We start from the raw sequence: 11,487 nt of genomic DNA, 5'->3' as shown, positions 1-11,487 counted from the left end.
GCCGACCTCGTGGCCGAGCTCGATGCCGACCACCCCGAACCCGCGCGGTTCGGGCCGCTCCAGCAGGTCGGCGATCAGCCGGCGGTACCGCTCCTCGAACAGGTGGAGGGGGAGCACCAGCCCCGGGAACAGCACGGTGCCCAGTGGGAACAGGGGGAGCCGCTCGGTCACACTTCACTCCAGCGTTCCTGGGCGCCGCCGGGAAGACGCCCTCGCCCGCCAGGGTACGTCGATATTGATGATCTTGGTAAGGGAAGTTTTGCCACAGTGTGAAGGCGGTAGCGTCGGCGCCATGAGGATGCTCGTCGTCGACGCGTTCGCGGACCGCCCGTTCACCGGCAACCCGGCCGGCGTGTGCCTGCTCCGGGACGCCGCGGACGCGGAATGGATGCAGCGCGTCGCGGCGGAGATGAAGCACTCGGAGACGGCCTTCGTCCGGCCGCTCGGCGATCCCGGAGGCGGAACCGGGGGCGACCGGGCGGATTTCGAGCTGCGCTGGTTCACCCCCGTGACGGAGGTCGCCCTCTGCGGGCACGCCACCCTGGCGGCCGCGCACGCCCTCTACGAGACCGGGGCGTTCGCGCCGGACCGCCCGATCCGGTTCCGGACGCTGCGGAGCGGCGTCCTCACCGTCACGCGCGCGGACGGCGGGGCGCTGTCGATGGACTTCCCGGCCTGCCCGGCCCGGCCGGTCGAGACGCCCGGCGGCCTCGCCGCCGCGCTCGGCGCGGACGTGCTCCGCACCGGCCGCAACGAGCAGAACGACCTGCTCGCGGAGGTCGCGGACGAGGCGACCGTGCGCGAGATCGCGCCGGACGTCCGGGCGCTCGCCGAGATCGACGCGCGCGGGGTGATCGTCACGGCGCAGGCCGACCCCGGGCGGGCGCACGACTTCACCTCCCGGTTCTTCGCGCCGCGCGTCCTGCCCGGCGATGCGGAGGACCCGGTGACCGGCTCGGCGCACACCGCCCTCGCCCCCTACTGGGCGGCGCGGCTCGGGCGCGACACGCTGACCGGCTACCAGGCGTCCGCGCGCGGCGGGCACGTCCGCGTCTCGCTCCGCGGCGACCGGGTGGCGCTGTCGGGCACGGCCGTCACCGTGCTGGACGGCGCCTTCAGCGCCTGACGACGCGCGCGCCGCGCCCGAGGACGCGCGCGTCTCGCGACGTGAGACGGTGCGCGGGGGAGCGGTGGCACTCCGTAGACTGGACGGGTGATTTCCCGTATCGACCTGCGCGGCTCGCTTCCCCGCGACCTGCGCTCCGTGCTGCCCCGCGCCGAGCTCGACGTCGAGGCCGCCCTGGACAAGGTGCGGCCCATCTGCGAGGACGTGCGCCATCGCGGCTCGGAGGCGGTCCGGGAGTACACCGAGAAGTTCGACGGGGTCGAGCTGGAGAGCGCGCGGGTCCCGGTCGAGGCGGTCCACGAGGCGCTGGCCGGCCTCGACGCGGCCGTCCGGGACGCGCTGGAGGAGAGCATCCGCCGCGCCCGCGCCGTGCACCGCGCGCAGCGCCGCACCGACGCCGCCACGCGGGTCGTGCCCGGCGGCACCGTCACCGAGCGGTGGATCCCGGTCGGGCGCGTCGGCCTCTACGTGCCGGGCGGGCGCGCCGTGTACCCGTCCAGCGTGGTCATGAACGTCGTCCCCGCGCAGGAGGCGGGCGTCGGGTCGCTCGCGGTGACCTCGCCCGCGCAGCGGGAGTCCGGCGGGCTGCCGCACCCGTCGATCCTCGCCGCGTGCGCGCTGCTCGGAGTGGACGAGGTCTACGCCGCGGGCGGCGCGCAGGCGATCGCGATGTTCGCCTACGGCACCGACGAGTGCCCCCGCGCCGACCTGGTCACCGGGCCCGGCAACGTGTACGTCGCCGCCGCGAAGCGGCTGCTCAAGGGCGTGATCGGCATCGACGCCGAGGCCGGCCCGACGGAGATCGCGATCCTCGCCGACGGCACCGCGAGCCCGGTGGAGGTCGCCGCCGACCTGATCAGCCAGGCCGAGCACGACACGCTCGCCGCCGCGGTCCTGGTCACCGACTCGGTGCGGCTCGCCGACGAGGTCGAGGCCGAGCTGGCGGCGCAGGTCGCGCGCACCAAGCACACCGAGCGGATCACCGAGGCGCTCGCCGGGCGGCAGTCCGGCATCGTCCTCGTGGACTGCGTCGAGGACGGCCTGAAGGTCGTCGACGCCTACGCCGCCGAGCACCTGGAGATCCAGACCGCCGACGCCGCGGCGGTCGCCGCCCGCGTCCGCAACGCCGGTGCGGTCTTCGTGGGGCGGCACGCGCCGGTGTCGCTCGGCGACTACCTCGCCGGGTCCAACCACGTCCTGCCGACCGGCGGGTGCGCCTGCCACTCGGGCGGGCTGTCGGTGCAGTCGTTCCTGCGCGGCGTGCACGTCGTCGAGTACGACCGCGGCGCCCTCGCCGAGGCGGCCTCCCGCGTGGTCGCGCTCGCCGAGGCCGAGGACCTGCCCGCCCACGGCGCCGCCGTGAAGGCCCGCTTCGACTGGGAGATCCCTTCGTGACCTCGCTGAACGACCTGCCGCTCCGGGACGACCTGCGCGGCCGGGAGCCCTACGGGGCGCCCCAGCTGGACGTCCCGTACGCGCTGAACACCAACGAGAACCCCTACCCGCCGTCCGACCGGCTCGTGAAGGCCGTCGGCGAGGCCGTCCTGGACGTCGCCGGGACCCTCAACCGCTACCCCGACCGCGACGCCGTCGCGCTCCGCGAGGACCTCGCCGCGTACCTGAACGCCGACACGCCCGGGGCGGGCCTCACCGCCGCCCGGGTGTGGGCGGCGAACGGCTCCAACGAGATCATCCAGCAGATCCTGCAGGCGTTCGGCGGGACGGGCCGCACCGCGCTCGGCTTCGAGCCGTCCTACTCGATGCACCCGATCATCACCGGGGTGTCCGGCACCCGCTGGATCAACGCGTTCCGGGACGAGGACTTCGGCCTCGAACCCGAGCGCGCCGTCGCCGCCGTCGAGGAGCACCGCCCCGACGTCGTGTTCCTGACCTCGCCGAACAACCCGACCGGCACCGCCCTCCCGCTGGAGGCGATCAAGGCGGTGCTGGCGGCGGCGCCGGGCATGGTCGTCGTCGACGAGGCGTACTCGGAGTTCCGCCGCGCCGAGACGCCGTCCGCGCTCACGCTGCTGGACGGCAACCCGCGGCTGATCGTCACCCGCACGATGTCCAAGGCGTTCGCGATGGCCGGCACCCGGCTCGGCTACCTCGCCGCCGACCCCGCCGTGATCGAGGCGCTGCTGCTCGTCCGGCTGCCCTACCACCTGTCGGCCGTCACCCAGGCCGTCGCCCGCACCGCCCTCGCCCACGGCGAGGAACTGCTCGGCACCGTCGGCGCCCTGCGCCGCGAACGCGACGCCCTCGTCGGGTGGCTGCGCGCCGAGGGCTTCCGGGTGGCCGACTCCGACGCCAACTTCGTCCTGTTCGGGACGTTCCCCGACCGCCGCAAGGTCTGGGAGAACCTGCTCGAGCGCGGCGTGCTGATCCGGGAGGTGGGGCCGCCCGAGTGGCTGCGGGTCAGCGTCGGCACCCCCGAGGAGATGGCCGCGTTCCGCACCGCACTGAAGGAGAGTTCGTGACGCGCAAGGGACGGATCGAGCGCGGGACCAAGGAGACCCAGGTCCTCGTGGAGATCGACCTCGACGGGACCGGGCAGGTCGACGTCGCGACCGGGGTGGGGTTCTTCGACCACATGCTGGCCCAGCTCGGCAAGCACGGGTCGTTCGACCTGACCGTCAAGACGTCCGGCGACCTGCACATCGACAGCCACCACACGATCGAGGACACCTCCATCGCGCTCGGCCAGGCGTTCCGGGAGGCGCTCGGCGACAAGGCCGGCATCCGCCGGTTCGCCGACGCGTCCGTCCCGCTCGACGAGGCCCTCGCGCAGGTCACCGTGGACGTCTCCGGCCGCCCCTACCTGGTGCACACCGAGCCGGACGGCATGGCCCCGATGATCGGCCCCGAGTACGACACCACGATGACCCGGCACATCTTCGAGTCGTTCACGTCGAACGCGCGGGTGGCGCTGCACGTCCACGTGCCGTACGGGCGCAACGCCCACCACATCGTCGAGGCGCAGTTCAAGGCCCTGGCGCGCGCGCTGCGCGACGCGGTGGCGTTCGACCCGAAGGTGCACGGCGTCCCGTCCACCAAGGGAGCCCTGTAGACGTGGAGATCGGCGACCTGCACTTCACCTACGGCAACGTCGCGCTCTTCGCGGTCGCGGTGTTCCTGCTGGCCGGCGTCTACAGCTTCGTCAAGCAGGGCATCAAGTTCGGCGCGCTGCTCCTGCTCGTCCTCGCCGGGCTGGCCTTCGCCGGGGGAGTGATGTGGCTGTGAAGAAGATCGTCATCCTGGACTACGGCTCCGGCAACCTGCGCTCCGCCGAGCGCGCCGTGGCCCGCGGCGGAGCCGACGTGGCCGTCACCGCCGACTGGGACGCCGCGCTGGACGCCGACGGCCTGGTCGTCCCCGGCGTCGGCGCGTTCGCCGCCTGCATGGCGGGCCTGCGGAAGGTCCGCGGCGACCAGATCATCGGCCGCCGCCTCGCGGGCGGGCGCCCCGTCCTCGGCATCTGCGTCGGCATGCAGATCCTGTTCACCAAGGGCATCGAGCACGGCGTCACCACCGAGGGCTGCGGCGAATGGCCGGGCACGGTCGACCGGCTGAACGCCCCGGTGGTCCCGCACATGGGCTGGAACACCGTCGACGCCCCGGAGGGCTCGGTCCTCTTCGCCGGCCTGGCGGACGAGCGATTCTACTTCGTCCACTCCTACGCCGCCCGCAGCTGGGACCTGGAGCCCGACCCGACCGGCACCATCGCGCCGCCGCTGGTCACCTGGGCCGAGCACGGCGACCGCTTCGTCGCCGCCGTCGAGAACGGCCCGCTGTGCGCCACCCAGTTCCACCCGGAGAAGTCCGGCGACGCCGGCGCGCACCTGCTCCGCAACTGGCTGGGCACGCTCGCCTGACCGTCCCGTCCCATCAGCCTCGATAGGGTTTCCGCATGACTCTGACGCTCCTTCCCGCCGTCGACGTCGCCGACGGCCGGGCGGTCCGCCTCGTCCAGGGCGAGGCCGGCACCGAGACCTCCTACGGCGCCCCCCTCGACGCGGCGCTCGCCTGGCAGAGGGCGGGGGCGGAGTGGATCCATCTGGTCGACCTCGACGCGGCGTTCGGGCGCGGCTCCAACCGGGAGCTGCTCGCCGAGGTGACCGGGCGGCTGGACGTGAAGGTGGAGCTGTCCGGCGGCATCCGCGACGACGCGTCGCTGGAGGCGGCGCTGTCCACCGGGTGCGCCCGGGTCAACATCGGCACGGCGGCGCTGGAGAACCCCGAGTGGTGCCGCAAGATCATCGCCTCGCACGGCGACAGGATCGCGGTGGGGCTGGACGTGCGGGGCACGACGCTCGCCGCGCGCGGCTGGACGCGGGAGGGCGGCGACCTGTGGGAGGTCCTCGCCCGGCTGGAGGACGACGGCTGCCCCCGCTACGTGGTCACCGACGTCACCAAGGACGGCACCCTGCGCGGCCCCAACACGGAGCTGCTCCGCGAGGTCTGCTCCCGCACCCGCAAGCCCGTCGTCGCGTCCGGCGGCGTCTCGTCGCTGGACGACCTGCGGGCGCTCGCCGCCCTGGTCCCCGAGGGCGTCGAGGGCGCCATCGTCGGCAAGGCCCTGTACGCGCGGGCGTTCACGCTCGAAGAGGCCCTTGAGGCCGTGAAGTGAGCCGGGGCCGTGAAGTGAGCGGGGAGGGCGTGCGGTGACCGTCGCCGTGCGGGTGATCCCGTGCCTGGACGTCGACGCCGGGCGCGTGGTCAAGGGCGTCAACTTCCAGAACCTGCGGGACGCCGGCGACCCGGTCGAGCTGGCCCGCCGCTACGACGCCGAGGGCGCCGACGAGCTGACGTTCCTGGACATCACCGCGTCCAGCGCCGACCGGTCCACCACCTACGACGTGGTGCGCCGCACCGCCGAGCAGGTGTTCATCCCGCTGACGGTCGGCGGCGGCGTCCGCACGGTCGAGGACGTCGACCGGCTGCTGCGCGCCGGGGCCGACAAGGTGTCGATCAACACGGCCGCGATCGCGCGGCCGGAGTTCCTGCGGGAGGCCGCGCACCGCTTCGGCTCCCAGTGCATCGTGCTGTCGGTGGACGCCCGGCGCGCCGAGGGCACCGCGTCGGGGTTCGAGGTGACCACGCACGGCGGCCGCAAGGGCACCGGCATCGACGCGATCGAGTGGGCCCGCCGCGGCGAGGAGCTGGGCGTCGGCGAGATCCTGCTGAACTCCATGGACGCCGACGGCACCAAGGCCGGCTTCGACCTGGAGATGCTCCGCCGCGTCCGGGAGGCGGTGACCGTGCCGGTGATCGCCAGCGGCGGCGCCGGGGCGGTCGAGCACTTCGCCCCCGCCGTGGCCGCGGGCGCGGACGCCGTGCTCGCCGCCAGCGTCTTCCACTTCGGGGAGCTGACGATCCCCGAGGTCAAGGCGGCGCTGCGCGAGGCCGGCCACCCCGTCCGCTGAAGAGAAACGACAGACCCAGAGGAAGCCCCCCGGAATGACCATCGCGTTCGCGACCTGCTCCTGGCTGCCCGGAGGCAGCGACGACGTGCGCGACCTGATCGGCGCCCTGGCGTCCCTCGGCGTCGCCGCCGAGCCCGTGGTCTGGGACGGCGGCGCCGACTGGTCCCGCTACGACCTGGTCGTCGTCCGCTCCACGTGGGACTACACGTCCCGGCGCGACGAGTTCGCGGCGTGGGCGGAGAGCCTCCCGCGCGTGCTGAACCCGGCGGAGATCATCCGCTGGAACACCGACAAGCGCTACCTCCGCGACCTCGCCGCCGCGGGCCTGCCCGTCGTCCCGACGCTGTGGGACCCGGCCGACATCCCCTCCGAGTGGCCCGAGTACGTCATCAAGCCGGCGGTCTCCATCGGCTCCGGCGACACGGCCCGCTGGGGCCCCGGCGAGGAGGAGCAGGCCCGCGCCCACCTGCGCTCCCTGCGCGACGCCGGGCGGACGGCGATGGCGCAGCCCTACCTGTCCGCCGTCGACTCCGCGGGCGAGACGGCCCTGGTCTTCTGCGACGGCGAGTACAGCCACGCCGGACGCAAGGCGCAGATCCTCACCGCCGGCGCGGGCGTGCAGGGCTCCGTACGCGACGACGCCACGCGGGGGCAGGTCACCGCGGCCACGGCCACGGACGCGGAACTCGACGTCGCCGCCCGCGCCCTGGCCGCCGTCCCGGGCGGCCACGACCTGCTCTACGCCCGGGTCGACCTCATCCCCGGGCCGGACGGGTCCCCGCTCATCATCGAGCTGGAGCTGACGGAGCCCAACCTCTACCTCCACCACGGCCCCGGCAGCGCCGCGCGGTTCGCCAAGGCGATCGCGGCCCGCCTCTAGACCCCGCCTCTAGACCCCGCTTGTCCAGACCCCGCCCCCTCAGACGGGGTCGACCGGGTCCTCCTCCGGCGCCGGGACGGCGGCCTCCGGCGAGCGCTCGGCGACCGGCAGGATGATCGCGGACGGGCGGTCCGGGTCGTGGAAGACCTCCTGGCGGGCCTTCAGCATGCGGGTCGCGGCGGTGGCCAGGGGTTCGCCGGTGCCGGGGTTCGCGGCGACCTTGGGGTAGGCGCCGCTGGCGACGTGGACGCGGATCCGGTGGCCGCGCGCGAAGCGGTGCCCGGTCGGCCACAGGTCGACGGCGATCCGGCGGACGCCGTCCGTCCCGGCGGGCCGCGCGGCCGCCGCGGGCAGGCGCAGGCCGCCCTCGCAGACGTTGCGGGACGTCCCGTCCGGGGCGACGTCGCAGATCCGCACGATGAAGTCGGTGTGCTCCCGGTCGGACCGGACGAACAGGTCGGCGCCGACCGGGCCGATCACGTCGAGGTCGGCGCCGAGGGCGGGAGAGGTGAACACCAGGACGTCCGGGCGCCGCTCCAGCGGGCGGTTGTCGACGGGGCGGGAGCTGCCGAGCAGGGTGGGGCCGCCGAGCGCGGGCGTCGGGCGGGCCGGGTCGAAGGTGTAGGTGCTCGCCGGGCGGTCCTGCGGCCCGTCCTCGCCGAGGCCGCCCTGTCCGGGCGGGCCGGCGTGCAGGTGCCAGCGGACCCGCCGGGTGCCCGGCGGCGGCCAGTCGCGGTAGTGCCGCCACTCGCGGGCGCCCGTCACGTACAGCCGGACGGGGTCGCGGCGCAGCCCGGACGGGTCGCCCTGCAGGTGGGCGCGGAACCAGGCGAGCGACTCGCGGACGGCGGGCAGGCCGTGCCGGGCGTCGGTGTGCCACCAGGGCCCGATCGTCAGGTAAGGCGCGTGCCCGGCGGCGCGCAGCGCGAGGTAGTCCTTGATCTCCCACGGCAGGAACACGTCGTACCAGCCGCCGAGGAGGTTCACCGGCGCGGCGACCCGGCCGACGGTGGCGCTGAAGTCGCGGCGGTCCCAGTAGCCGTTCGGGGCGGCGCCGCCGGGGGCGTGGTTGGCGAGGAGGTCCCGGTAGAAGCGCATCGGCGCACCGCCGGCCAGCACGTCCAGCTCGGTGAGCGGGCGGCCGGAGCGGGCGGCGCGCAGCGCGCGGCGCCGCGAGGTGAGCGGCCCGGTGATCATGCCGAGCGGGCGCTGCTGCCGGTGCGTCAGGTCGGTCCAGGTCAGCGCGGACTCCAGGGCGAACGACCCGCCGACGTACGCGGCGTCGCGGAACGAGGACGCCGTGATCTGCAGCGACATCGCCTTCAGCTCGGGGCCCGCCTCGGCCGCGACCGCCCACGCCGAGTAGCCGAGGTAGCTGGGGCCGAACATCGCGAACGCGCCGTGGAACCAGGGCTGCCGCCTCAGCCATTCGACGGTCGCCAGCCCGTCGTCGCGTTCGCTGCCGAGCGGGTCGAACTCGCCGCCGGAGCCGGACGTCCCGCGCGCGCTCTGCACGACCAGCTGGAACCCGAACGGGACGAACAGCAGGCCGTTGGCGAGCGCGGCGGGCCCGCGCCGCCCGTACGGCGTCCGCACCAGGATCGTGGGCGGCCGCTCGACCCCGGCGGGGACGTACCTGTCGGCGAGCAGGGTCACGCCGTCCGGCATGGGCACCGGGAGGTCGCGCTCGACGGTGTAGCGGGCCAGGCCCCGGGGGTGCGGCAGCCGGATCGGTGAGGCGGGCAGTCGGTCCCAGAGCGCCATTCTGCCTCCGTCCGCGGTTGGCTACTACCTAGTAAGGTAACCGCGCCCGGGGACCGCAACCGTCAGCGGCCGGTGAGGAACGCCCACGGGTCGGGCGCGGCGGCGGCCGCGGCGCCGAGATCGTCCGCCCACGCGGTCTCGTTCCCGTACTCGTCCCGCCACGACCAGAGCCGCAGCGTGACCGTGCGGAGGACGTGCTCCCCGGTGACGCCGAGCGCCCCGTGGACCTGGTGCGCGATCGCCGCGACCGCGCCCGCCGCGCGCGAGGCGTTCGCCTTGGCGGCGGCCACCGCGACGGGGTCGTCCGGGGTGCGGACGGCGGCGCGCACCGCGACGTCCGCGACGGTGGCCTCCCCGGCGAGCTCCGCCAGCATCTGCTGGACGGCCTGGAACCGCGCGAGCGGCCGCCCGAACTGCTCCCGCTCGCCCGCGTACCGGACGGACAGGTCCAGCGCCCGCCCCATCGCCCCCGTGAGCTGCACGGCCCTGGCCAGCGCCCCGCGCCGCCGCAGCTCCGCCGCGTCCGCGCCGCACGGCGCCGCGGCCTCCGCCCGGACGCCGGACAGCACGACGTCGTCGCGGGGCTCGCCCGCCACGTTCGCCCCCTCGGTGATCCGGGCGTGCGCCGGGTCGACCACCGCGACCAGCCCGTCCGCCAGGACGGCGATCCGGTGCGCGGAGCGGGCCCACGGCACCCGCCGCAGCGTCCCGGTCAGCGTCCGGCCGTCGGTCTCGACCTCGCCGGACGCGGCGGTCAGGGCGCCGGGCGGCACGGGCAGCCCGGCCTCGGCGAGCAGCCGCCCGGCGAGCCAGCCCGTCTCGGCGAGCGGGACGGCGGCGCCGCTGCGCCCGGCCGCGCGGAGCACCGCGGCGGCGTCGGCGAGGGTCCCGCCGCTGCCGCCCGCCTCCTCCGGAACCCCGGCCAGCGCCAGCCCGGACTCCAGCAGCGCGGGCCACGGGTCGTCCCGGGACAGGATCTCGGCCGCGGTCTCCTCCAGCAGCTCCATCAGCGCACTCCCAGGCCGCGCGCGACGATGCCGCGCAGGATCTCGTTGGCGCCGCCCCGCAGCGTGAACCCGGGCGCCTGGACGACCGACTCCGCGAGCGCGCGGGCCAGCGGGTCGGGGGAGGCGAGGTCGGGTTCCACGCCGGCGTGCTCCCGCGCCGTCTCGATGACCTCGCGTTCGAACCGGGTCCCCAGGTCCTTGACGAGGGCCGCGGGGATCTCCGGGGTCCGCCCGGCCTCCAGCGCCCCCGCGACCGCCAGGGACGCCTGCCGCAGCGCCCACAGCCGCGCGGTCAGCCGGCCGAGCGCGCGCCGCGCCGCCGGGCCGTCCGCGCGGCCGTGCAGCAGCCGGACGAGCAGGAACGTGCTGAGCAGCCGCTCCGGGCCGCTGCGCTCGTAGGCGAGTTCGGCGGTGACCTGCCGCCAGCCGTCCCCGACGCGGCCGAGCACCATCGAGTCCGGGACGAACACGCCGTCGAGCACGACCTCGTTGAAGTGGTGCTCGCCGGACAGCCCCGGGATCGGCCGGATCGCCACCCGCTCGTCCGGCAGCGGGACGATGAACTGGCTCAGCCCCGCGTGCCGGCCGCCCGGCCCGCCGTCCGGCACGGGGGAGCTCCGCGCCAGCACGAGGATCGCGTGCGCGATGTGGGCGCCGCTCGTCCACACCTTGGTGCCGTGCAGCCGCCACCCGCCGTCCGCACGCTCGGCGCGGGTGCGCACGGACGCGAGGTCCGAGCCGGAGTCCGGCTCGCTCATCCCGATCGCGAAGAAGCACTCGCCGCGCGCGATCGCGGGCAGGAACCGCGCCTTCTGCTCCTCGGTGCCGTGCGCGAGGATGCTCGGCCCGGTCTGCCGGTCGGCGATCCAGTGCGCGCCGACCGGCGCCCCGGCGGCGAGCAGCTCCTCGATCACCACGAACCGCTCCAGCGGGGAGCGGCCGTGCCCGCCGTACCGCTCGGGCAGCGTCATCCCGAGCCAGCCGCGCTCGCCGAGCCGCCTGCTGAACGCGGGGTCCGCGCCGGTGAGCCAGCTGTCGCAGCGGGGCGTGAACGGTGTCCCGGCGAGGAACTCGCGGACCCGCGCCCGCAGCTCGGCGGCCTGCGGGGGGAGCGTCGCGGGCTCCAGGTCGGGCGGTCTGGCCACGGGCGCCTCCTCGGTCTCACGGCGACGTTACCGGCGCGCCCCGGCACGCCTGTCAGCAGGTCCTTACCAGGCGCCGTCCTCGACGCAGATGCGGTTGTCTGGAATCGTTGCGATCCCACAGCCGACGCCAGGGGGAGAA

13 protein-coding genes are annotated in these 11,487 nt (G+C 75.3%); 9 read left to right on the top strand and 4 right to left on the bottom strand.

Annotation, left to right across the window (positions count from 1 at the left end; all coding sequences use genetic code 11):
- The coding region (locus ACIWVC_RS20120) for an LON peptidase substrate-binding domain-containing protein (protein ID WP_396454421.1) at positions 1 to 171 on the bottom strand (171 nt) is incomplete at its 3' end.
- Between the two features lie 121 nt (positions 172 to 292).
- On the opposite strand from ACIWVC_RS20120, the gene ACIWVC_RS20115 reads away from it, so the two are divergent.
- The 9 genes from ACIWVC_RS20115 to ACIWVC_RS20075 all read left to right on the top strand — a co-directional run bounded on the left by ACIWVC_RS20115 (position 293) and on the right by ACIWVC_RS20075 (position 7,432).
- Positions 293 to 1,126 carry a PhzF family phenazine biosynthesis protein gene (locus ACIWVC_RS20115; RefSeq protein ID WP_396447831.1) on the top strand — a complete coding sequence of 278 codons (834 nt, stop codon included), beginning with the start codon at positions 293 to 295 and terminating at the stop codon, positions 1,124 to 1,126.
- 87 nt (positions 1,127 to 1,213) lie between these two features.
- Complete coding sequence (gene hisD / locus ACIWVC_RS20110; protein WP_396447832.1) at positions 1,214 to 2,521, top strand: histidinol dehydrogenase; 1,308 nt, start codon at positions 1,214 to 1,216, stop codon at positions 2,519 to 2,521.
- Positions 2,518 to 3,606 carry a histidinol-phosphate transaminase gene (locus ACIWVC_RS20105; RefSeq protein ID WP_396447833.1) on the top strand — a complete coding sequence of 363 codons (1,089 nt, stop codon included), beginning with the start codon at positions 2,518 to 2,520 and terminating at the stop codon, positions 3,604 to 3,606. Before hisD ends, ACIWVC_RS20105 begins: the two co-directional genes overlap by 4 nt.
- Positions 3,603 to 4,196, top strand: a complete 594-nt coding sequence (hisB, locus tag ACIWVC_RS20100) for an imidazoleglycerol-phosphate dehydratase HisB (protein WP_396447834.1) — start codon at positions 3,603 to 3,605, stop codon at positions 4,194 to 4,196. The genes ACIWVC_RS20105 and hisB overlap by 4 nt, the downstream gene beginning before the upstream one ends.
- A gap of 2 nt (positions 4,197 to 4,198) precedes the next feature.
- The gene (locus ACIWVC_RS20095) at positions 4,199 to 4,369 is read left to right on the top strand and encodes a hypothetical protein (RefSeq protein WP_396447835.1); all 171 of its coding nucleotides are present in this window, start codon (positions 4,199 to 4,201) and stop codon (positions 4,367 to 4,369) included.
- Positions 4,366 to 5,001 carry an imidazole glycerol phosphate synthase subunit HisH gene (hisH, locus tag ACIWVC_RS20090; protein ID WP_396447836.1) on the top strand — a complete coding sequence of 212 codons (636 nt, stop codon included), beginning with the start codon at positions 4,366 to 4,368 and terminating at the stop codon, positions 4,999 to 5,001. Before ACIWVC_RS20095 ends, hisH begins: the two co-directional genes overlap by 4 nt.
- A gap of 35 nt (positions 5,002 to 5,036) precedes the next feature.
- The gene (gene priA / locus ACIWVC_RS20085) at positions 5,037 to 5,756 is read left to right on the top strand and encodes a bifunctional 1-(5-phosphoribosyl)-5-((5-phosphoribosylamino)methylideneamino)imidazole-4-carboxamide isomerase/phosphoribosylanthranilate isomerase PriA (protein ID WP_396447837.1); all 720 of its coding nucleotides are present in this window, start codon (positions 5,037 to 5,039) and stop codon (positions 5,754 to 5,756) included.
- Between the two features lie 34 nt (positions 5,757 to 5,790).
- Positions 5,791 to 6,552 (top strand): imidazole glycerol phosphate synthase subunit HisF, encoded by a 762-nt coding sequence (gene hisF, locus ACIWVC_RS20080; protein WP_396447838.1) that lies wholly within the window; start codon positions 5,791 to 5,793, stop codon positions 6,550 to 6,552.
- Positions 6,553 to 6,586: 34 nt separating this feature from the next.
- Positions 6,587 to 7,432, top strand: a complete 846-nt coding sequence (locus ACIWVC_RS20075) for a RimK family alpha-L-glutamate ligase (protein ID WP_396447839.1) — start codon at positions 6,587 to 6,589, stop codon at positions 7,430 to 7,432.
- A 39-nt stretch (positions 7,433 to 7,471) separates the two neighbouring features.
- On the opposite strand, the gene ACIWVC_RS20070 is transcribed toward ACIWVC_RS20075, so the two are convergent.
- The 3 genes from ACIWVC_RS20070 to ACIWVC_RS20060 form a co-directional block, all read right to left on the bottom strand.
- The gene (locus ACIWVC_RS20070; protein ID WP_396447840.1) at positions 7,472 to 9,196 is read right to left on the bottom strand and encodes a CocE/NonD family hydrolase; all 1,725 of its coding nucleotides are present in this window, start codon (positions 9,194 to 9,196) and stop codon (positions 7,472 to 7,474) included.
- 62 nt (positions 9,197 to 9,258) lie between these two features.
- Positions 9,259 to 10,203, bottom strand: a complete 945-nt coding sequence (locus tag ACIWVC_RS20065) for an acyl-CoA dehydrogenase family protein (RefSeq protein WP_396447841.1) — start codon at positions 10,201 to 10,203, stop codon at positions 9,259 to 9,261.
- Entirely contained in the window at positions 10,203 to 11,348 is a 1,146-nt protein-coding gene (locus ACIWVC_RS20060; RefSeq protein WP_396447842.1) for an acyl-CoA dehydrogenase family protein, read from the bottom strand. Before ACIWVC_RS20060 ends, ACIWVC_RS20065 begins: the two co-directional genes overlap by 1 nt.
- Positions 11,349 to 11,487 lie beyond the last annotated feature (139 nt).

Origin of the sequence: Actinomadura sp., assembly GCF_044508335.1 — a bacterium.
Taxonomy (GTDB): Bacteria; Actinomycetota; Actinomycetes; order Streptosporangiales; family Streptosporangiaceae; genus Spirillospora.
Note: the sequence above shows the minus strand (reverse complement) of the source record. Positions and strands in the feature narration are given on the sequence as shown.

What these genes read in the sequence shown, in the direction of transcription:
- ACIWVC_RS20065 (WP_396447841.1), bottom strand. Translation starts at nt 10,203, where the DNA reads ATGGAGCTGCTGGAGGAGACCGCGGCCGAGATCCTGTCCCGGGACGAC.
- ACIWVC_RS20070 (WP_396447840.1), bottom strand. Translation starts at nt 9,196, where the DNA reads ATGGCGCTCTGGGACCGACTGCCCGCCTCACCGATCCGGCTGCCGCAC.
- priA (WP_396447837.1), top strand. Translation starts at nt 5,037, where the DNA reads ATGACTCTGACGCTCCTTCCCGCCGTCGACGTCGCCGACGGCCGGGCG.
- ACIWVC_RS20075 (WP_396447839.1), top strand. Translation starts at nt 6,587, where the DNA reads ATGACCATCGCGTTCGCGACCTGCTCCTGGCTGCCCGGAGGCAGCGAC.
- ACIWVC_RS20115 (WP_396447831.1), top strand. Translation starts at nt 293, where the DNA reads ATGAGGATGCTCGTCGTCGACGCGTTCGCGGACCGCCCGTTCACCGGC.